15 protein-coding genes and 1 pseudogene are annotated in these 21,932 nt (G+C 67.0%); 11 read left to right on the top strand and 5 right to left on the bottom strand.

Annotated elements, in window-relative coordinates; genetic code table 11:
- Positions 1-42 precede the first annotated feature (42 nt).
- Positions 43-1,041, top strand: a complete 999-nt coding sequence (locus NI18_RS17575; RefSeq protein WP_037531821.1) for a hypothetical protein — start codon at positions 43-45, stop codon at positions 1,039-1,041.
- Positions 1,042-1,147: 106 nt separating this feature from the next.
- On the opposite strand, the gene NI18_RS17570 is transcribed toward NI18_RS17575, so the two are convergent.
- On the bottom strand, positions 1,148-4,273 hold the full coding sequence (locus tag NI18_RS17570) for a TonB-dependent receptor (protein WP_084215271.1): 3,126 nt from the start codon (positions 4,271-4,273) through the stop codon (positions 1,148-1,150).
- 221 nt (positions 4,274-4,494) lie between these two features.
- Between NI18_RS17570 and NI18_RS17565 the strand changes: the two genes are divergently transcribed.
- Complete coding sequence (locus tag NI18_RS17565) at positions 4,495-5,034, top strand: hypothetical protein (protein WP_152555446.1); 540 nt, start codon at positions 4,495-4,497, stop codon at positions 5,032-5,034.
- A gap of 65 nt (positions 5,035-5,099) precedes the next feature.
- Here the strand turns inward: NI18_RS17565 and NI18_RS17560 are convergent, their stop codons facing one another.
- The 3 genes and pseudogenes from NI18_RS17560 to NI18_RS17550 all read right to left on the bottom strand — a co-directional run bounded on the left by NI18_RS17560 (position 5,100) and on the right by NI18_RS17550 (position 8,938).
- Positions 5,100-5,999, bottom strand: coding sequence for a hypothetical protein (locus tag NI18_RS17560; RefSeq protein WP_128082301.1), 900 nt, complete (start codon positions 5,997-5,999; stop codon positions 5,100-5,102).
- Positions 5,906-6,592, bottom strand: a complete 687-nt coding sequence (locus NI18_RS17555) for a glycosyltransferase family 39 protein (protein WP_037531795.1) — start codon at positions 6,590-6,592, stop codon at positions 5,906-5,908. Before NI18_RS17555 ends, NI18_RS17560 begins: the two co-directional genes overlap by 94 nt.
- A gap of 57 nt (positions 6,593-6,649) precedes the next feature.
- Positions 6,650-8,938, bottom strand: a pseudogene (locus tag NI18_RS17550) (glycoside hydrolase family 3 N-terminal domain-containing protein).
- A gap of 179 nt (positions 8,939-9,117) precedes the next feature.
- Between NI18_RS17550 and NI18_RS17545 the strand changes: the two are divergent.
- From NI18_RS17545 to NI18_RS28125, 9 genes are all read left to right on the top strand, one after another.
- Positions 9,118-10,185: a LacI family DNA-binding transcriptional regulator gene (locus tag NI18_RS17545; RefSeq protein WP_084215270.1), complete on the top strand. Its 1,068-nt coding sequence runs from the start codon at positions 9,118-9,120 to the stop codon at positions 10,183-10,185.
- Positions 10,182-12,668 (top strand): TonB-dependent receptor, encoded by a 2,487-nt coding sequence (locus NI18_RS17540; protein ID WP_306286499.1) that lies wholly within the window; start codon positions 10,182-10,184, stop codon positions 12,666-12,668. Before NI18_RS17545 ends, NI18_RS17540 begins: the two co-directional genes overlap by 4 nt.
- A 161-nt stretch (positions 12,669-12,829) precedes the next feature.
- Positions 12,830-13,246, top strand: coding sequence for a hypothetical protein (locus NI18_RS27330; protein WP_306286498.1), 417 nt, complete (start codon positions 12,830-12,832; stop codon positions 13,244-13,246).
- 70 nt (positions 13,247-13,316) lie between these two features.
- Positions 13,317-14,771 carry a glucoamylase family protein gene (locus tag NI18_RS17535; RefSeq protein WP_037531793.1) on the top strand — a complete coding sequence of 485 codons (1,455 nt, stop codon included), beginning with the start codon at positions 13,317-13,319 and terminating at the stop codon, positions 14,769-14,771.
- A 66-nt stretch (positions 14,772-14,837) separates the two neighbouring features.
- Entirely contained in the window at positions 14,838-15,737 is a 900-nt protein-coding gene (locus NI18_RS17530) for a hydrogen peroxide-inducible genes activator (protein ID WP_037531791.1), read from the top strand.
- A gap of 93 nt (positions 15,738-15,830) precedes the next feature.
- Positions 15,831-17,519, top strand: coding sequence for an ABC transporter transmembrane domain-containing protein (locus NI18_RS17525; protein ID WP_037531815.1), 1,689 nt, complete (start codon positions 15,831-15,833; stop codon positions 17,517-17,519).
- Complete coding sequence (locus NI18_RS17520) at positions 17,509-18,600, top strand: HlyD family efflux transporter periplasmic adaptor subunit (RefSeq protein WP_031440246.1); 1,092 nt, start codon at positions 17,509-17,511, stop codon at positions 18,598-18,600. Before NI18_RS17525 ends, NI18_RS17520 begins: the two co-directional genes overlap by 11 nt.
- The gene (locus NI18_RS28130; RefSeq protein WP_347574883.1) at positions 18,597-19,208 is read left to right on the top strand and encodes a hypothetical protein; all 612 of its coding nucleotides are present in this window, start codon (positions 18,597-18,599) and stop codon (positions 19,206-19,208) included. The genes NI18_RS17520 and NI18_RS28130 overlap by 4 nt, the downstream gene beginning before the upstream one ends.
- On the top strand, positions 19,205-19,999 hold the full coding sequence (locus tag NI18_RS28125) for a TolC family protein (protein ID WP_347574882.1): 795 nt from the start codon (positions 19,205-19,207) through the stop codon (positions 19,997-19,999). Before NI18_RS28130 ends, NI18_RS28125 begins: the two co-directional genes overlap by 4 nt.
- Before the next feature lie 17 nt (positions 20,000-20,016).
- Here the strand turns inward: NI18_RS28125 and NI18_RS17510 are convergent, their stop codons facing one another.
- Positions 20,017-21,885: a gamma-glutamyltransferase family protein gene (locus NI18_RS17510; protein ID WP_031440244.1), complete on the bottom strand. Its 1,869-nt coding sequence runs from the start codon at positions 21,883-21,885 to the stop codon at positions 20,017-20,019.
- Positions 21,886-21,932: the final 47 nt, after the last annotated feature.

Raw genomic sequence — 21,932 nt, 5'->3', positions numbered from 1 at the left:
CCCGCCCCCGCCCGGGAATCCGCCACGTCCGTCGGCGCACAGATCGGCGATCCGTGCTGGCTGGCCCATCGTTACGATCCCGACCATGATGCGGTGCATTTCATCGCGGCGGACCGGGCGCAGCGTGGTGTGGCGACCTTCCTCACCGACGAGTATCTGCCGTCGTCGGCCACGCCGATCGTGGTGCCACGACGCGACGCCGTCGCGGCCGCCCCGCCCGCTGCATCGGTTCATTTCATTTTCCACTCGGCCTATTGCTGTTCGACGATGCTGGCGCAGGCACTCGACATGCCGGGCTTCGCCACCGCGCTGAAAGAGCCGGTAATTCTCAACGATCTCGTCGGCTGGCGTCACCGCGGCGGTCATCCCGCGCGCGTCGGTGAGGTCCTTGATGCGACGCTGAGACTGCCAGGCCGCGCCTTCGAACCCGGCGAGGCGGTGGTGATCAAGCCGTCGAACGTCGTGAACGCCCTCGCGCCGGCAATGCTGGCGATGCGGCCACAGGCCCGCGCCGTGCTGCTCTACGCGCCGTTGCGCATCTATCTGACGTCGATCGCACGAAAGGGCATGTGGGGCCGGCTTTGGGTGCGCGAGCTTCTCGCCAAGCAACTCGCCGACGGCATCGTCGATCTGGGCCTCACGCCCGAGGATATCTTTAGGCTGACCGATCTGCAGGCAGCAGCGGTAGGGTGGATCGCGCAGGCCGATCTGTTCGCTGGCCTGGTGGCCCGCTTTCCGGACCGCGTCAGAACGTTGCAGAGCGAAACCCTGCTCGCGAACCCCTTGGCCGCGGTGACGGCCCTAGCACGCTTCTATGCACTACCCGACGATCCGGCGACCGTGCAGGCGCTGCTCGACGGCCCTGCCTTTGCGCGCAATGCCAAGGACGGTAAGACCTATGGCGCGGCGGACAGGGCACGCGAGCACGAGACCGGCGCGGCACTCCACGCCGACGAGATCGACAAGGTGGTCATCTGGGCAGAGGCGGTCGCACGCACCGCCGGCGTCGCGCTTGATCCCCCGGCGCCCCTGCAGGGCTAGGCGCTCGTCCCGCCACCACGCGCAGCCGATAGGTTCGCGGTCGAGCCCGGACAAAAAAGGGGCGGTTCCGAAGAACCGCCCCATTCAAGACCGAGATGGCCTGACCCTAGAAATGCAGGTTCGCACCGATCGCAAAGCGGCGGCCCAGTGCGTCATACGTCGACGGATAGGTGTTGCCGCTGTTGAAGCTGGTCGAACCCACCGTGGACCCGACGAGCGGCGGCTGCTTGTCGAACAGATTCTGGACCGTGACGGTCAGGTCGAAATTCTCGGCAATGCCGATCCGGGTCGACAGGTCGATATAGTCGTAGGACGGGATCCGCGTGAAATCCGCAGACTGGCCGGCGAGAGCGCCACCGGTGAGCGTACCACTGAACGCCGCCCCGTTACCGTTGACGACATCGTCCGGCTCCTGCTGGACGTTATCGATGTGACGCCACAGCACCGAAACGTCGATATTGTCGACGAAGGTGAACGTCGCCCGAGTGTTCCAGGTGAATTCGGGCTGGATCGAGCCCGAGCCCCCAGCCGCAGCGCTGGCCGCGCCGCCGCAGTTGACCGAATAATAGCCGATGCACTCACGATTGATGAGGCCCGGTGCGGCCTGGAAGGTCGCAGAGTTCGACCAGTTGCCCTGGAACGACAGGCCCAGTTTGACACCCTGAGTCAGCGGCGTGCGATAGTTGATCGCGAGATCGATACCATCGGTCTTGACGGTGCCAAGGTTCGAGATTGCAGCCAGCAGACCCCGCGTGGTTGCCGGATCGCCGTCGAGGCCGCCCGTGACCGGGTTTCGCGAGATCGCGAGGCAGGCCGGGCTGGTGGCGCTCGCCGCGGTGATGGTGTCGAAGCAGCTGGAGATGATATCGCCCGGCGCGAACTGCGAAATCGCGCCCTTGATCTTGATGTTGTAGTAATCGACGTTGATCGAAAGGCCGGGAATGATCTGCTGCGGCTGGATGACGAGGCCGAGCGTATAGCTGTCCGACTTTTCCGGACGCAGGTCGAGGTTACCGCCGGACGTGATGTTCGCCTGACCCGCAGTCGGAACCGCAATGAGGCCGATGGTCGAGGCCGGCGCGCCCTGCGCGAGACAGACGGCGCGCAGATTGGCATCGTTGACCGGCGCTGCACCGGCGCAACGATCGGTCGCCAGGTTGGTCAGACCCGTATTCACAGGCGAAAACAGCTCGCTGATCGTCGGTGCGCGGACGGCACGCTGGTAGCTGCCGCGAACCTTCAGGCCCGTGACAGGCTCCCAGCTGCCGCCGCCCTTGTAGGTGGTCGTGTTGTACGAGGGCGAGTTGGCCGCGAACACCTTGTAGTGCGAGTAGCGGACGCCCGCTTCGAGCGTCAGGCTCTGGAAGAACGGACGATCCTGGACGAGCGGTGCGATGAGCTCGCCAAAGCCTTCGCTGACTTCATAGCCACCGTCGATGTTCGGCGCGGCGCCACCGGCGCCACCGAGTTCGCCAGCGGTCTGTGCCAGCGTATCCGAACGCTGCGACGCACGGTACTTGCGATACTCCGCACCGGCCGCGAAACCGATCGAGTCGCTTGCGAACGGCGAGGCAAAGCCGAAATCACCGTTGAGAACCGCGCGGGCCTGCGCCAGCGAGGTACGAACGGTCGTCGTGCTCTCACCCGTGATATACGAGGTCATATCGGGGGTGATCGAACCGTCGGCACCGAAGACGTTGAGCGGAACGCAGCCGGTTCCCGCGTCGATCGCCGCACCGCCGGGCGCACCGCCAAGGCAGCTCGTGGTGTTGGTTGCATAGACCGCGGACCGTACGCGCGACGTCAGGACATAGCCCTGCAGCGTCTGCGTATTCTCCGATTCACCGTAACCGCCCGAGACGTCGAGCTTGATACCCTCGGTCAGCCCAACCTTCACGCCGGCACGATAATCGAAGATCGTCGTCTGGAAGTTCGAGATGCGCGGCCCGACCTCGGTCGTCCGGCGCGACAGGTTTGTCGTGATCGTGCGGAAGTTCGGGTTTGCCGTCGTCACGCCGCCCACGGTGACGGTAGGGCTGGTCGCGGCTGCGGCGAGGTCGCACTGCGCCTGGGTGATGCTGGCGGCGGCGCAGAACTGATTCCGCGCACCGGCCGGCAGATAGGGGTTCGACAACGGCACGACGATCGACGAGTTGAACACACCCGACGGCGCGATGATCGTGTCGACGGTGTTCTTCGAGAACAGGCCGCGCGTATAGATTTCGACGCTGTCCGACACTTCGTAATGGCCGGCGCCATACATGTTGAACCGCTCGAACGGCGTCTGGAAGATGTTGTACGGGTTGAAGTTGAACGGAATGACCGCCGTCGTCAGCGAACCCGTGGCCGGGTTGATCTGGCGACGACCGCCAAGCGTGAAGACCGATGGGACCGTCGTGCCCGAGCCGCTGCTCGCGCCCGAGAACGAGTCGTAATTCTGCACCGAATAGTCGCGCTCGCCCTGATAGACGGGATCCGACTGCTGGTACCCGACCGAGAAGACCGCGTTACCGCGGCCATCGTCGAAATTGGCGCCGATCGCGATGTCGCCGCGGAAATAGGCACCATCGCCACGCTCGGTGATCTGGTTCGAGACCGAGGCGTCGATGCCCGAGAAATCCGACCGCGTGATGAAGTTGACGACGCCCGACACGGCGTCTGCGCCGTAGGTGGTCGCTGCGCCGCCGGTCAGCGTGTCGACCCGCTCGACCAGTGCGAGCGGAATGTTGTTGAGATCGACGCGACCGAGCAGACCCGAGGGTGCGATGCGGTTGCCGTCGAGCAGGACGACGTTGCGGAACGAGCCGAGGCCGCGAAGATCGACATAGGACGCGCCGCCGTTACCGTTGTTGACGGCCGAACCGATGCTCGGCGTCGCACCGGGCAGCGTACGCAGAATGTCTTCGGCGGTGTTCGACTGGCGAAGCTTGATTTCCTCCTGGCCGATGACAGTCACTGGCGATGAGGCGATCAGCGCGGGATTCTTGATCAGCGAGCCGGTGACGACGATGTCACCCTGGCTGTTCTCCGTGCTCGGCGCGGCTTCCGACGTCGTCATGCCGACCTCGCCCTGGGCGTTGGCGCCCGGCGTGGTCGACTGAGTCGCGGTCGCGCCCCCGGCGCGAATCCCCGAATTATCCCCCTGGACCTGCGCGAGGGCTGGCGTGGCGAACGTCGTCGCCCCCATCAGCAACGTGGTCGCAAGCAAATGGGCGCGAGCTGCAGATGTCATAAATACCCCTTTGTTGCCGGTGAAGGCACCGTGCATTTTCTCCGGTTTTTCCGGTTCTGGTCACGATCTATCCAGCCACGCCATTGCGCTGCAACAATTATCGTCGATTCGGACCTTTTCTCATTTCGTTTGCGACATCACCGTGACATAACCGCAACATAGTGTCGTATGGCGAAACCCGAGGCCGGGTTCTGCCAAGCCAAAGCTCATAAGGCGATCATATGCGAATGTTATCGGCCATCTCTGTTGCCCTGTCAGCGCTGCTCGGCGGCGCGCTGCCGATCGCCCCGGCTGTTGCCGCGCAGGCCAGAGAAGACTCGTCGAAGACATTGGATGCGCTGGCCGCGTGCCGAGACATACCGGGCGATGCAGCCCGGCTTGCCTGCTTCGACACGACCGCCGGGCAGATCGCGCGCGCGCGCCAGGCAGGCGACCTGCTTGCGCTCGATCGTGGCAAGGTTATCGAGCGCAAACGCCAGCAATTCGGTCTTGCCGATGCCGGTCAGAGCCCGCTCGGCGGCGGTGAGGCGGATCGCGTCACACGCGTTACGGAGGTGCAGACCACGATCACCACGGCAAAGCCGGCGAGCTATGCGCGGTTCGCGCTGCAACTGGCGAACGGCATGGTCTGGGAAACGATCGAACCGCTCTCGCTGCAACCCCGGCCCGGTACCGCGATCACCATCCGGCAGGCCGGGTTTGGCGGGTTCAAGGCGTCGATCACCGGAGAGCGCGCGATCCTCGTCAAACGCCGCCGCTGAGGCCGGTCGCTATCTTCGGCACCTCTTAAAAAGGTGGCGTCCTGCGGTCGTGGACGGGCTTCAGATCAAGGCCGACATGCTCGGCGCGTCCGCGGGATATCGATCAGCGTCACCGCCGGGGCGGTGTCACGGGTGAGCGGTCGGGCGGTCACCGCCGGATCGTCAAGTATCGGCGGATGAAAGGGTCCCCATTCGACCACCGCGCCGCAACCCCGGTCGCGAATCACCGCAAGCGCGGCGGCGGGCGACAAATGCGGGCCCGAATACAGCCCGTCGGCCCAGCGTTCACGATAGGCCCACTGAACGACGATCGGTCTCGGGCCCTTGAGCTCCGCGTTTGAGCGATAGCGATCAAGCGCCAGCGCGACCGCATCGTCGCCGACGATGACGAGCGCGGGTTGATGGCTTCCAATCAAGGCCACGGCCTGGTGCCAGTGCTCGCGCTCACGGCTGGGCAGCCAGCTCGCCAGGCCGATGGCGCTCAGACCGAGCAGGATGGCGCCGCTTGCACGGGCGACGGGGGGCGATCTTATCCGCGTCACACCGAGCGCCACGAGCACCAGCTCTGGTCCGCTCGCCCAGCTCAGCGTGCGCGGCAGGAATATCGGCACCCGCTGGCTGATCGCGAACAGCAGTAGCGGCGCGCCGATCGTCAGGACGGCGAGCAGCCGCACTTCCGGTCGCGCCTCGCGCACCGCACACGCTGCGAGCCCGGCGAACAGGCCCGCCAGCAGCAGCATACCCGCAATCCCCGTCTCATGGGGAAAGAGCGGCAGATAGACCTGTGCGGTCATCGCCGCCGCGTCGCGCCAGGACGGTGTGGCGATCCACGCGATATTGGTCACGGGCATCGTCATCTGGCGGACGCTGATCATCGCCCACCACCCCCAACCGGCCAGCACCGCGACGTTCGTCGCCAGCCACCGCGCCTGTGCCCGTCGGTCACTCCGCAGCAACCAGAGCATTGCCACCCCCGCCAACCCGGCAAACACGCGACCGTCGTATGCGTATACAGGCCGATGAGCGTCGCAATGCCGTAGAGGACCAGCCCACCCGGTGTCCGGCGACGCAGATAGAGGACCATGCCAGTGCAGGCGAGCAGCACCGCCAGCTGCGCGAGCGCATAGCCGCGCACCTGTTGGCTCAGGTCCGTGCCCAGCGCGGAGAGCGACAGCAGCGCGGCGACGAGCAGCCCCACCTTCGCATCCCCGACCGCTCGCCCTAGCCCGTATGCCACGCCGATCCCCGCCGTCCCGATCCCGATCGGCAGGAGCCGCACCGCGACATCATCCTGGCCGACAAGCGCGATCCAGCCCGACAGCATCGTGTAGAACAGTGGCGGGTTGGTCTCGCGCAGCATCCAGCTGCTCCACAGCCGCCCCACGGGCTGGCGGGCGAATTCGAGCGACGCCAGCTCGTCATACCACAGCGAATACTGCGCCGTGTGGATGCGAAATGCCGCAACGGCGACGAGCATCAGCGCCAGCATCAGCGGCGCGCGCAGGCGTCCCGCCGCCGCCGGGGAACCACCATGCTGATCGACCCGCTTCACCCGCATCGCCTTTCCCGATCACGCGCGCCCGCACAAGGGGCGGCCTCACCGCATCGACGATCGTCAGACGAGCTGGAACTCCCCGGATACACCCTCAGCCTGTGCGGACGGCGCGATCCACAGGTGGAAGCGGCCCGGCTCGACCGTCGGCACGAGATCCTGGCCGATGAAGAGTAGGTCGTCGCGACGCAGCGTGAACGACACGACCTGCCGCTCGCCCGGCTTCAGCGCGACACGGCGAAACGCTTTCAGTTCGCGCACCGGACGCGTCACGCTGGCCGCGAGATCGCGGATATAGAGCTGCACGACCTCTTCGGCGGCGCGCGTGCCGCCATTGGCGATCGTCGCGCGCACCGTCAGCGCGCCATCGGTCGACAGACGCGCAGCGCCGAGATCGAGCGCTTCGTATTCGATCGCACCATAGGTCAGGCCATGACCGAACGGGAACAGCGCGGCATTGGCGAATTCGCGGTAGCGCGCCTTGTATTCGAGCAGCGGCCCTGGCGGGTTGGGGCGTCCGGTGTTCTTGTGGTCGTAATGATAGGGCTCCTGGCCCGTGGCATGCGGAAAGGAAACGGGCAGCCGCGCCGACGGCCCGGTCTTGCCGAACACGATGTCGGCGATCGCGGCCCGTCCTGCGACCCCAGAAACCAGGTGACGAGGATCGCCGGCGCTTGAGCACCGCTTCGCTGAGCACCAGTGCACGGCCGGTACGCAGCAGCACGACGATCGGCGTGCCGGTCGCGGCCACCGCCTCGGCCAGCGCCATCTGCGCGGCGGGGATCACGATCGACGCCCGCGACTGCGCCTCGCCCGACATGCGCTGGCTCTCGCCGACCGCCAGCAGGACGACATCGGCCGCGCGTGCGGCGGCCACGGCTGCGGCAATCCCGCCGGGGAGCGGATCGTCGATCCCCGACCCTGGCGTCACGCTGACCTGCGCCGGATCGGCCACTGCGGCCCGGATACCGGTCACCAGATCGACCGCTTCGGCGTCGGTGCCGTACACGTTCCACGGACCGATCAGGTCGTGCTGCCCGGCCGCGAACGGGCCGATCAGCGCGATCCGCCGTCCCTGTCGCGGCAGCGGCAGCAATGCGCCCTCATTCTTCAGCAGGACGATCGACCGCGCCCCCGCATCGCGGGCCAGCGCCAGCGTCTCGCGCGTCCGGATCCGCGTCTTCTCGCGACGCGGGTCGATCCGCCGGAACGGATCGTCGAACAGTCCGAGCGCGACCTTGAGCGCGAGGACGCGGCGGACCGCCTGGTCGAGCCGCGCCATCGGCACCTCGCCCGCCGCGACGAGCGCCGGCAGATGCGCCAAGTAGAACCCGCTTTGCATGCTCATGTCGACGCCGGCCATGAAGGCGAGCTTGGTCGCTTCGCGCGCATCCGTCGCAAAACCGTGCGCGATCAGCTCCTCGTCACCGGTATAGTCGGACACGACCAGCCCGCCAAAGCCCCATTCACGGCGCAGGATCTGCGTCAGCAGCCACGCATTCGCGGTCGCCGGAACGCCCGAAATCTCGTTGAACGCCGCCATCGTCGTCGCAGCCCCGGCGGCGAAGGCCGACTGGAACGGCGGGAAATACACCTCGCGCAGCGTACGCTCGGACACGTCCACCGTGTTGTAGTCGAGCCCGGCTTCGCCCGCGCCATAGGCGGCGAAATGCTTGGCGCACGCCGCGACCGCGTCCGACGCCGCCAGTCCCCGCTCGCCCTGGAACCCGCGGACCCGCGCGGCCGCCATCATCCGGCCGAGCAGGACATCCTCGCCCGCCCCCTCAACACCACGGCCCCAGCGCGCGTCGCGCGCGACATCGACCATCGGCGCGAACGTCCAGTCGATCCCCGATGCCGCCGCCTCGGCCCCCGCGGCCCGGGCGGTACGCCGTGCAAGTTCGGGATCGAAGCTTGCCGCCTCTGCCAGCGGGACCGGAAACACGGTCCGCAGCCCGTGGATCACGTCGGCGGCGAACAGCAGCGGGATCTTCAATCGCGACTGGCGCATCGCAGCGGTCTGCATCCGCTGTGCCATCACCGCGCCATTGCCGTTGAACACCCCGCCCAGCGCCCGGCGCGGACCTGCGCGAGCTGTTCGTCGAAACTCGACGACCCGCCCGCGGGGTTGAGCGCGGTCGCCGCCCCCCCCGCCCAGGCCGCCGCCATCAGCGTCAACTGCCCGGCCTTCTCGACGACGGTCATGCGCGCAAGCACGGCTTCGACCGATGCGGGCAGGGCACGCGGCTGTGCCGTCTGCTGCAGCAGCGCGCGCGCGGGGTTCGCCGCCCAGGCGGTCACCGCCCCGGCGCCCATGATCATCGCCCGTCGTGAAATCGTCCGTTGTACCATCGTCGCCGCCGTCATCCGCTAACCCTTTGTCCGTGCCTGTTTCGACCGCCCGGCTCCACCGGGCTGATGATCGTTGCAAGGTTCTTGATCCCCGTTTGTGGATCATGTAACCGGTTACATCAAGAACAACATTTCCAGCCGCGAACGACGGCCGACGCCAGAGGGGATCCTGACCAGCCATGTCGCATGCCACGATCCGTGATATTGCCCGCGAGGCGGCGGTGTCGGTGGCGACCGTGTCGCGCGCGATGAACGGGCTTGCCAGCGTCCGCCCCGAATTGCGCAAGCATATCGAGGAGGTCGCGACGCGGCTCGGCTATGTCCCGCATGCTGCGGCGCGACATCTGAGCTCGGCCCGCTCGGGCATGATCGGCGTGGTGATCCCCGATCTCCACGGCGAATTCTTCTCCGAACTGCTGCGCGGCATGGACCGCGAGGCGTCGGAGCGCGGGCTGTACCTGATGCTGATGAGGATGCACGGCGACGCGGCGCGCGGTGTGGCGGCGCTGAACGCGATGCGCGGTCGGGTCGACGGGCTGCTGGTGATGGCGCCTCAGGTCGCGGCGGACGAGCTGCTCGCGCACCTGCCGCGCGACATGCCCGCGGTGCTGCTGAACTGTGCGCCGGGGCAGCCCGGCCGCGCCGAACTGCGCATCGACAACGCCGCCGGCGCCGCCGCGATCGTCGAGCATCTGATCGCGACCGGCCGCCGCCGGCTGGTCCATATCACCGGCCCCGAGGGGAATATCGATGCCGAGGAACGCTGTCGCGGCGCGCGCGACGCCTGTGCGCGTGCGGGCGTGACGCTGCGCATCCTGCCGGGTGACTTCAACGAACCCTCGGGCATCGCCGCCGCCGCGACCCTTCTCGACGAGGGGTGCGACGCGGATGCGATCTTCGCCGCGAACGACATGATGGCGATCGGCGCGATGATGACGCTGAAACGGGCCGGGATTGCCGTTCCGGAGCAGATTGCGATCGCCGGTTTCGACGACATCCCGCTCGCCCGGCTCATCACGCCGTCGCTGACCACCGCAAGCATCGACATCGCGGCCTTCGGTGCGCGCGGCGTCGCACGGCTGGCAGGCGCGATTGCCGGGCAGGACGATGGCCTACCCGAGCAGCGCGTCCCGGTCGTCGTCATACGGGAATCGACCGGCCAGCCCGACCCGGCACGACCCAACGCATTTCTATCCACAATCCACAACGAGACACCCGATCAATCGGGAACAGGGGAACGACCATGACCAAGATGATGTTGCGTGCGGCAGCGCTTTCGCTGACGGCGCTGTCCGGCGGGGTGCTGTTCGCCCCAGCGCCGGCAGCCGCCCAGGTCGGCCAGGCGTCGTTACGCGGCACGATCACCGCGCCGGCGGACAATCCGGTCGTCGAGGTCACCGCGGTCGAGGTCGCGACCGGCCTGCGTCGCACGGTGCCCGCTGACGCCGCTGGCGGCTACAACTTCGCGTCGCTGCGCGCAGGCACCTATCGCCTCGAGATCAAGCAGCGCACCGGTATGCGCAATTCCGACAGCTTCACGCTGCGCGTCGGGCAGAGCGCCGGGCTCGACCTCGACCTGTCGAGCGCCGCGACGCCCCCCGCCACGCAGCCGGCCACGCCCGGTGCCGAACCCGATCCGACGGCGGACACCGGGGCGACCCCGGCGGCCGGCGGCACGGGCGACGAGATCGTCGTCACCGGCAACCGGATCCGCTCGCTGTCTGGCGGCCAGGTCGGCAGCAACATCACACAGCGGCTGATCGAGCAACTGCCGCAGAACAACCGCAACTTCCTTGCCTTCGCCGATCTCGCACCGGGCGTCCGCTTCATTGAGGACGCCAGCGGCGCGTCGCGCATCCAGGGCGGCGGCCAGGACAGCCGCACCGTGAACGTCTTCGTCGATGGCGTCAGCCAGAAGGATTACGTCCTCAAGAACGGCATCACCGGCCAGGATTCGTCGCCCGGCAACCCCTTCCCGCAGCTCGGCATCGGCGAGTATCAGGTGCTGTCGTCCAACTACAAGGCGGAGTTCGACCAGGTCAGCTCGGTCGCGATCACCGCGGTGACCAAGTCGGGCACGAACGAATTCCACGGCGAGGGCTTCTTCGATTACACCAACCAGAAGCTGCGCGACCGTCGCCCGAGCGAGATTTTCCCGACCACGATCCCGAAGGTGGACACGAGCAACAAGCAGTTCGGCGCGGCCCTGGGCGGCCCGATCATCAAGGACAAGGCGCACTTCTTCTTCACCTATGAAGGCAAGCGCATCACCAGCCCGTACGACGTGCGACCCGAGAACGGCTATCCGGTCGCGTCGATCCCCGAACAATATCGGGACGATTTCGGTACCTTCGCGCAGCGGTTCAAGGAAGACCTGTACTTCGGCAAGATCGATATCGTGCCGACCGACAATGATCTGATCGAGCTGTCGGGCAAATATCGCAACGAATCCGGGCTGCAGAACGCGACGGGCATCAACGCCGCGAGCACGTCGACGCTGAACAAGGTCGTCGACAAGCGCGGCCTGCTGCGCTGGCAGCATACGGGAAATACTTGGATCAACGACGCGCGCGTCTCGTATGAGGATGTGGTCTTCTCGCCGACGCCCGCGACCGACGGCATCACGCAGTTCTTCCAGGCGACGCAGCGGATCGGCAGCGGCACGCAGCGCACCGATCTGCTTCGCGCCGGCGCCGGTGGCAATTTCCAGACCAAGGGTCAGAAGGGCTGGACCGTCCAGGACGATTTCACCTTCACCGGCCTTCAGGGGCACACGATCAAGGTCGGCGCCAAGGCGAAATGGGTGAAGCTCAACACGCGCGAGCAGAACCTGACCAACCCGCAATATACCTATGACGTCAACGCAATCCCCGGCGTCGCCTTCAACGACACGCTGCCCTACCAGCTCCAGTTCGGCGCCGCCGTCGCGGCGGGCAATCCCAACGTCCGGTCGAACAATTTCCAGATCGGTTTCTATGCGCAAGATGATTGGGACGTCACCGATCACCTAACGCTCAATCTTGGCCTGCGCTGGGATTATGAGCGGACGCCGGCCTATCTCGATTATGCCACCTCGGCAGAGAATGTCGCAGCAGTGTCACCCGCCAATTACGGCAACCTCACTGGCGCCGACTACGACATCAACGACTATATCTCGACCGGCAACAACCGGAAGGCGTTCAAGGGTGCGTGGCAGCCGCGGCTGGGCTTCACCTATCGCTTCGACGAAGCCGGACGCTTCTCGATGTTCGGGGGCTATGGCCGCTCCTATGATCGCAACCAGTTCGACTTCCTGCAGCAGGAGGTCAGCCAGGGCGCGTATCAGGTCCGCACGTTCAACTTCATCGGCAATGATTCACTCAACCCCTGCGTGCCGAGCCAGACCTGTATCGCATGGGATCCGGTCTACCTGACCGAGGCCGGACGTCAGCAGCTGGCAACCTCTGCGAGCGGCGGCGGCCGCGCGATCGTCATGATGAACAACGACCTGAAGCTGCCCTATTCGGACCAGTTCAGCCTCGGTCTGCGCGGCCGTTTCTCTCCGGTCGAACTCGAACTGGGCTTCACGCATATCGAGAGCAATGACGGGTTCGCATTCCTGCTCGGCAACCGCCGCCCCGATGGAAGCTTCTTCTTCAACGATCCGGCCAACCCGACCGACGTACCGCAGTCGCCGTTCTCCTTCTCGCCGAACGGCTTCGGGTCGATCATTCTCGCACCAATGGCCTGAAGACCAATTCCGATGCCGTCTATTTCAAGCTGACCAAGACCTATTCGGCGGCCTCGCCGTGGAGCATCGACGCGACCTACACCTACACGCAGGCCGACGAGAACCGCCAGTTCGGCGAAACATATTCGCTCGATTTCGCCCAGCTCTCCGATTATCCGACCTTGCGCTCGTCGGGCGTGCCGCGTCACCGGTTCGTCATCGCGGGCAGCGTCGATACGCCGATCGGGGTGACGATCTCGACCAAGTTCCAGATCGAATCGCCGATCTATCTCAAGGCGTTCATCGACAATTCGGATCCGTTCTCGCGAACGCTGGTCGGGCGCGAGGCCGATGGCCTTGGCGATCTCTGGGGTCGCCGACAGCTCGATTTCGCGTTCACGAAATATGTCCCGCTCGGCTTCATCTCCGATCAGACCAGGATCCGCATGCGGCTCGATATCCTGAACGTGATGAACGACCGCAATTACGTCGATTTCAACAACAGCCCGCTTGATCCGAATTACGGTCGGCGGTCGACCTACAGCACGGGCGGCAACGCTCCGCGCACGGTCAAATTGTCGGCGGGTTTCTCCTTCTGACCTGCCCCCGGGGGACGTGGCCCAGCCACGCCCCCGCTTTTTTTTTTGAAGACCAGACCCGAAGGATATCATGATCGATCGCAGGCAGATGCTGGGCCACAGCACGCTCGGCCTGGCGGGACTCATGGCCGGCTGCGCCGCGCCGTTCCGCCCCAGTGCTCCCCTCCCCAGCGCGCCCCTACCCCGCCCCGGGACCATCGCCACGCCGATGCCGAGCGCCTTGCTCGCGGACCTCCATCACCGCAGCTTCCGCTATTTCTGGGACACGACCGATCCCGTCACGGGTCTTGCACCCGATCGTTGGCCGACCCCGTCCTTCGCGTCGATCGCCGCGGTCGGCTTCGCGCTCACCGCCTATCCGATCGGGGTCGAGAATGGCTGGATCACGCGCGACCAGGCGCGCGCGCGGACCCTGGCCACGCTCGAATTCTTCGCGGCCGCCCCGCAGGGCGACAGCCGCAGCGACGACAGCGGCTTCAAGGGCCTGTTCTACCATTTCCTCGGCAGGACCAAGGGTCACCGCTTCGCGCGGGCCGAACTGTCGACAATCGACACTGCGCTGCTGATCGGCGGGGTGCTGTTCGCACAGAGCTGGTTCGATACCGAACATCCGGGCGACGTCCGGATCCGTGCGCTGGCGGACCAGCTCTATGCCGCGATCGACTGGACCTGGATCACCCCGCGTGCACCGTTCATGGCGATGGGCTGGCATCCCGAAAGCGGCTTCATCCCGCATGACTGGAACATCTACAACGAAGGCCTGCTGCTCTATATCCTCGCGCTCGGCTCGCCGACGCACGCGCTGCCGGCAGAGAGCTGGGATGCGTGGACGAGCCGGTTCGACGCGCAGTGGGGCGACCGCTGGGGCGGCGAGCCGCACGTCCAGTTTCCCGCGCTGTTCATCCATCAGTACAGCCATTGCTGGATCGACTTCCGCGGTATTCGCGACCGCTACATGACGGCGAAGGGCATCGATTATTTCGAGAACAGCCGCCGCGCCGTCCGCGCGCAGCGCGCCTATGCGATCACCAACCCCGAAGGCTGGGTAGGCTATGGCCCCGACGTCTGGGGGCTCACCGCGTGTGACGGCCCCGGCGATTTCGCCATCGACATCGGTGGCCGCCGCCGAGAATTCTTCAGCTATGCAGCCCGCGGCGTCGGCGACCGGGACGACGGGACGCTGGCCCCGACCGCGGCGGCGGCATCGATCGCGTTCGAACCCGAATTGTCGAGCCGTGCGATCGAGACGATGCACGCCCGCTACGGCGCCCGCATCTACGGCAAATACGGCTTTCTCGATTCGTTCAACCCGACGCTGACGGCCACGTCGGTGCCGCTCAAGCATGGCAGCGTCAATCCCGCTGCGGGGTGGGTGGACGACGATTATCTTGGCATCGACCAGGGCGCGATCGTGGTCATGATGGAGAATTGGCGCACCGGCCTCGTCTGGACGACCATGCGCCGCAATCCGCATATCCGCCGCGGGTTGCAGCGCGCGGGGTTTACCGGGGGCTGGCTGACCTGATCGCCGCACCGGGCGATGACGCGATAACAGGTGCGCACGGCCGGCTCGGGCGCGATAGGATGACGCATGCATCGCCCCAGGACCACCATCCGCCAGCTCAGCTATTTCGTCGCGCTTGCCGAAAACGGCAGCTTCACCCGCGCGGCCGAACGGATGGGCGTGTCGCAGCCGTCGCTCTCGCAACAGATCCGCGCGCTCGAGACGATTCTCGGTGCGCCGCTCTTTGAGCGCGGCGGGCCTGCGATCCCGACGCCGCTCGGCCGCGAGCTTCTCGAGCGCGCGCGTCGGATCCTGTTCGACCTTGCGGACCTGGAGGAAGTGCGCGTCGCTTCAGCGGACGCGCTGGTCGGGACGATCCGGCTGGGCGTATCGCCGACGCTCGGCGCCTATCTGCTACCGACCTTCGTCGCGCGTCTGCACCGTGACCATCCGACGCTGCGCATCCATGTCCGCGAAGGCCTGCCCTCCGCGCTGACCGCGGGACTCGCGGCGGGTGACCACGACCTGATCCTCGCACAGCTGCCGGTCGCCGGGCGCGGATTCCACACCGAGCGTCTGTTCCGTGAGGCGCTGTATCTGGCGATGGCGGCGGACCATCCGCTGGCCCCCAAGGCTGGAATCGAGATGGCCGATCTGCGCGGCCAGAACCTGCTGACGCTCGTCGCGGACTATCGCCTCGCGCAACAGGTCGCCGCGATCGCCGGCGAAGTCGGCGCGGTCGTGCTCAATGATTACGAGGGCACCAGTCTCGACGCGATCCGGCAGATGGCCGGGATGGGCATGGGACTGGCCCTGCTGCCCGAGCTCTATGTCCGCCAGGAAGTGCGCGACGGCGACGACGTAACCGTGCGGCCGTTCAACCAAGGTCGCCAATATCGCGAGATCGGGCTCCTGTGGCGCATCGGCGCGGGCCGTGCTCCCGCCTATCACCTGATCGCCGACCTGTTGCGCGCGGTCGGCCCATAGGTTTATCCTATCGACGATATAGCCGCCCCGTAGTTGCATCAATAAGGCTGTGCGGCGATTCTAATTGCGGGCTCGAGCAGTTGGATGACGCAGGTGGCAGGCAAACGAATCGGATGGCGTGAAGCGCGCGGCTGGCTGGGCGAGATCGTTGCACCCGATACGCCCTATCTCCGCCTCGCAATGGTGTACGGCGTCGCGATCAGCCTGTTGTCGCTCGCCACGCCGATCTCGGTGCAGCTGCTGATCAACAGCGTCGCCAACACCGCGCTGCCCGCACCGTTATGGACGCTGGCCGGGCTGTTGCTCGTGCTGCTGCTGTTCGTGGCCGGGCTCAGCGCGATGCGCTTCTGGGTCATGGCGCTGTTCGAACGGCGGTTCTTCGCGCGCGTCGTCGCCGAAATCACCGAACGCGCCGTCCACGCGCAGAACCCCTTCTTCGCCGATCAGAATCGCGGCGACCTGTTCAACCGCTATTTCGATCTCGTCGTGGTGCAGAAGGCGGTGCCGAGCCTGGTGATCGGGGCGTTCACGATCATCCTCCAGTCCGCGGTCGGGCTGGTCGTGACGAGCTTCTACCACCCCTTCTTCCTCGCGTTCAACGCCCTGCTGATCCTGCTGGTGCTCGCGATCTGGACGATCTGGTCGCGCGGATCGATCCGCTCCGCGGTCGCGCTCAGCCACGCCAAGCATGAGGCCGCCCGCTGGCTTGAAAGCCTGGGCGGATCGAACGGCTTCTACAAATCCAGCCGCCATCTCGATTTCGCGATGGATCGGTCCGAAGCCGTCACTGCAACCTATGTTGACCGGCACGAACGCTATTTCCGCTACAGCTTCGCGCAGACCGTGGCCTTCCTGCTGCTCTATGCCTTTGCCAGTGCGGCGCTGCTCGCGCTCGGCGGCAATCTGATCCTGCGCGGCGAATTGTCGATCGGACAGCTGGTCGCGGCCGAGCTGATCCTGAGCGGCGTCTTCTACGGCGTGTCGCAGCTCGGCTGGTATCTCGACACGCTCTACGACCTGATCGCGAGCGCGGAGGAATTGTCGCTGCTGTTCGCGATTCCCCAGGAACAGGCGGCCGCCACCGCGGGACAGGCGCCCGCCGATGGCGCGGTCCGGCTCGAGGCGGTCGAAGTGGAGGGTGCGCGCTTCGACTTCTCGCTGGCGGCGGGCGAACAGCTCGTCACGCTGGCGGATGGCGGGGCGGAACGGTTGCTGGCGATGGTGCTCAAGCGGCACATCGTGCCCGAGCGCGGGCTGGTCACGGTCGGGGGCGCCGACATGGCGACGTTCGACATGTACCTGTTGCGATCCGCGGTGATGGTGCTCGACCGGCCGACGATCGTCGAGGTGACGATCCGCGAATATCTGTCGCTTGCCGCGGCGGCGGGATCCGACCCGGGCGGGATGCTCGAAGTCCTCGATGCCGTGGGCCTGCGTGAACGGGTTGCACAGTTCCCGCACGGGCTCGACACCCCGCTTGCCGCGTCGGGCTATCCGCTGGCGATCGGCGAGGTCGTCGCGCTCAAGCTGGCCAGCGCGCTGCTCGTGCGACCACGCGTGCTGATGCTCTCGCAGCTGTGCGACCTGATCCCCGCGGAGCGGCTGGCGGACGTGCTGCGTCGGTTGAAGGCAGCCGGGACGACCACCCTGCTGTGTACCGGCCGGCCCGAAGACATCGTCCTTGATGGCTGGTTCCGGCTCGAACCGCATCGCCAGCGACGCTTCGCCACCCATGCCGCGCTGATCGCCGACGCGCATACGGAGTCGAACGATGCCGTATAGTCCCGATCGCGTCGCACATTTCCCGACACTGGCGAAGATGCGCGCCCCGCGCAGCGCGGTGACGGTCGCGTGGCTGCTGTTTATCGGCATCGCGGTCGCGATCGCGATCATGGCGCTGGTCCCCTGGGTTCAGACCGCCAATGGCACCGGCCAGGTCGTCGCGCTCGATCCCGACGATCGCCAGCAGCAGGTGACGGCGTTCGTGCCGGGCCGCGTCGAACGCTGGTACGTGCATGACGGACAGCATGTCGAACGCGGCGATCCGATCGCCCGCGTCGTCGATCTCGACCCCGATCTGCTGTCGCGTCTGCGCGCCGAACGGGCGCAGGTCGAGGCGGAGATCGCCGCGGTCCAGCAAAGCCGCGCGGTCGCCGGCATCGACGTTTCGCGTACCGCGCAGCTGTTCGCCGAGGGGCTGGCGGCACGGCGCGACTATGAGCAGACCCAGATCAAGGTCGCCGATGCAGGCGCCAAGCTGGCCGAGGCGCGCGCCAAGCTCAACCGGATCGACATCCAGCTCAACCGCCAGTCCGCCCAGATGGTCCGCGCACCCCGCGACGGTCGCGTCCAGCAGCTCAACGCCACGACTGGCGGATCGATGGTGTCGCCCGGTACGGTGCTCGCGGTGATCGCGCCCGAGCGCGTCGAACGCGCGGTCGAGCTGTTCGTCGACGGCCGTGACGTGCCCGTGCTGCGTCCCGGCCGACCAGTCCGCCTCGAATTCGAGGGCTGGCCTGCGATCCAGTTCAGCGGCTGGCCGTCGGTTGCACAGGGCATGTTCGACGGCCGCGTCCGCACGATCGATCCCAATGCCGCGCCAGACGGGCTGTTCCGCATCCTGGTCGAGCCCCAGCCCGGCAAGCCCGCCTGGCCCGCGCGCGAATTCGTCCGGCCCGGCGGCAAGGTGCGTGGCTGGGTGCAGGGCGAGACGGTGCTGGTCGGCTATGAACTCTGGCGCCAGCTCAACGACTTCCCGCTCGAATTCGGCCGGCGTCCGGCCGCGGCAGCCTATGGCGCGGCAAAGGGCGAGGCCAAGGGCATGGACGCGAAGGCCTCCGACGAGGAGGGCGGCAAGAAGTGACCCGCTTCCTCGTCGCGCTGCTGATGCTGCTGTCCCCGGTGGCAGCGATCGCGCAAGCCGCCCCACTGACACTCGACGAGGTGCTGCGTGCCTCCGCGCGGTCGGCCCCGCAGATCGTCGAGGCACTCGCGCGCGTCCGCCAGGCGGAGGGGCGATCGCTGTCGGCGGACGGCGCGTTCGACACGGTGTTCGACGTCGACGGCAAGTCGCGCGTCGCGGGCTATTATGACGGCACGGTGGTCGAGAGCCGTGTGACGCGGCCGCTGACGACCAATGGCGGCTATGTCTATGGTGGCTACCGCGCGTCACGAGGCACTTTTCCTGTCTATGAGGATCAAGCCTATACCAACCGGCTGGGCGAGGCCAAGGTCGGCGCGCTGTTCGCCCTGCTGCGCGACCGCGTGGTCGACGAACGCCGGACGCGGCGCAGCGTCGCCGGCGCGGACATCGACGTCGCACGGTTCGAGGCGCAGATGGTCGCGATCGGCGTTCAGCGCCGCGCGGTCGACGCCTATCAGGCCTGGGTCGCCGCAGGGTTGCGCTGCGTGCCTATCGCGACCTGCTCGACCTTGCCGAGCGGCGGCGCGGCGCGATCGGGCGGCTGGTGACGCTGGGTGCACGACCCGAGATCCTGTTGACCGAAAACGACCAGAACCTTGTCCGCCGGCGCGCGCTCGTCGTGCGTGCCGAACAGGATATCGCCACCGCCGCCAACTCACTTTCGCTCTATCTGCGCGACGATGCGGGGGCGCCGCTGCTCGTATCACCCGACCGGCTGCCCGCGGACACGAGCGCACTTGCCGGCGTCGCGCCGACCGGATCGAGCGCGGCAGCGGTCGCGCGGCCGGATTACCGGGCGATCCTGACTCGGATCGATCAGTCGACCGCGCGGCTGATGCTGGCGGAAAACGATCTGTCGCCCCGGCTCGACCTGCGCGGCGAAGTCGGCAAGGATGTCGGCCCGGTCGGTCTGGGCGGACCGAACCGCACGCCGCTCGAAGCGGCGGTCGGCTTCCGCTTCAGCGTCCCGCTTCAGAATCGCGCCGCCAAGGGACGCGTGGCCGAAGCCCGCGCCGAGATCGACGCACTGGCACAGCGCAGCCGCTTCCTTCGCGACCAGATCGCAATCGAGGTCGAAGGCATCGTCATCGCGGTCGGCGCGACCGAACGGCTTGCCGGGATCGCGGAGGAGGAACGCAGCCTTGCCGACCGGCTCGCTGTCGCCGAACGCCGCCGCTTCGAACTGGGATCGGGCGACTTCTTCCTGGTCAACCAGCGCGAGGAGACCGCGACCGATGCGCGCGTCCGCCTGATCGACGCGCAGGCGCGGATCGCCTCCGCGCGCGCCGAGCTCGCCGCCGCGACGGCCGACCGTGTCGCACTGGGGCTGGACCGCTAGGCCCCGCCCCGGCTCACTCAATAGGCCAGCGCGCAGCCATCGGCGCGCATCTCGCTCGCCGCGGCATAGACGCGGGTGTTCCCGTCCATCCGGTGTTCGACACATTCATAGCGCCCGAAGCCGCCATCGGGATCGCCGATCGTCCACCCCATGTCGACCAGCCGCTTCCGCGTCGCGATCGGCACGCCGGTCTCGAGCCGGAGCAGCCCCGTGGGCCCGAGCCCGGGCGTATCCTCGCCCATCGATTGCGACGATCCCTCGTGATGCCAGCGCGGCGAATCCCCTGCCGACTGGATTTCGAGCCCATAGTCGACGCGGTTGACGATGATCTGCGTCTGCCCCTGCGGCTGCATGTCGCCGCCCATCACCCCGAAGCTCATCCACGGCGCGCCCTTGCGCGTCGCGAAGCCCGGGATGATCGTCTGGAACGGCCGCTTGCCCGGCGCATAGATGTTCGGATGACCGTCCTTGAGACTGAACAGCTGCCCGCGATCCTGAAACATGAAGCCAAGGCCATCGGCGACGAGGCCCGATCCCATCCCGCGGAAATTGGACTGGATCATCGACACCATCATGCCGTCCTTGTCCGCGCAGCTGAAATAGGTGGTGTCGCCGTGGCTCGGCGCCTGCCCCGGATAGACCGGGGTCAGCAACCGGTCGGGGCGGATCAATTTGGCGCGCTGTGCGGCATAGTCCTTGGAGATCAGCCACTCGACCGGCACCTTGGCGAAGTGCGGATCGGCATAATAGCGCGCGCGATCCTCATAGGCGAGGCGCTTGGCCTCGGCCTGCAAGTGGATCGACAGCGCGGACTGGAAGCCTGCACCCTTCAGGTCGAACCGCTCGAGGATGTTGAGCATCTGTAGCGTCGCCAGCCCCTGCGTGTTCGCGCCGAGCGCGTGGACGGTCGTGCCGCGATAGTCGGTCGTGCTGGGCGCGATCCATTCCGAATGGTGCGCGGCGAGGTCCGCCGCCGACAGCCACCCGCCGATCCGCTTGAAGTAGCGCTCGATCGTCTGCGCGATGTCGCCCTCATAGAACGCATCGCGTCCACCGCTGGCGATCGCGCGATAGGTGCGTGCGAGGTCGGGGTTGCGGAACACGCCCCCCGCCGCCGGCCCCTTGCCGTCCGCCAGCCCATAGGTACGCAGCGCATTGACGGACTCCTCCAGCCCGTTCCCCGGACGGCGAAACGCGGTGAGGCTGCGGCGGATGTAATAGGCAATGATGTCGGGCACCGGCGCGCCCGCTTCGGCGAGCGCGATCGCGGGCTGGAACAGGTCCGCCCAGGGCAGCTTCCCGTAGCGCTGGTGCATCGTCCACCACGCATCGACCGTCCCCGGCACCGACACGCTAAGTGCGCCGAGCGGCGGCAGTGCGCCGTTCCTGGCGCGCGATCGCACCGTTTCCAGGCTCAGGCCGCGCGGCGATGCGCCCGACCCCGCGAGGCCGACCACCGCCTTGGCCTTGGGATCCCAGATCATCGCATAGGCATCCCCACCGATCCCGCTCGACGTCGGCTCGAGGAAGCCGAGACACGCGTTGATCGCGATCGCCGCATCGACCGCCGACCCACCCGACCGCAGGATGTCGATTCCCGCCTGCGTCGCGAGCGGATGCGCGGTCCCCGCCGCGCCGTTGAGGCCGTAGACCGCGGTGCGCGACGCGAAGCTCGCGCCGATCGGCCGGTCGCCGGCATGGACGTCGGGGCGCAGGAAGCGCTCCTCGCCGGGCGCCCAGAATGTAGGATTGGTATCCGTCGCGGGTGCTGCCCCCTGACCCGGGCCGGGGGCGGGGTCGGTGCTGGCTGTACCGCGCTGCGCAGATGCGAGTGTCGGAAGCAGCGCCGTCGCCGGCAGCGATGCGATGAAGGTGCGACGATGCATTGGCGAACTCCCAGGACCCGGCATGGTTGTTGCCCGCAGGGGCGATC

The organism is Sphingomonas sp. Ant20, assembly GCF_000783375.1.
Taxonomy (GTDB): Bacteria; Pseudomonadota; Alphaproteobacteria; order Sphingomonadales; family Sphingomonadaceae; genus Sphingomonas; species Sphingomonas aerolata.
This window is presented reverse-complemented; position numbering and strand designations above follow the sequence as displayed.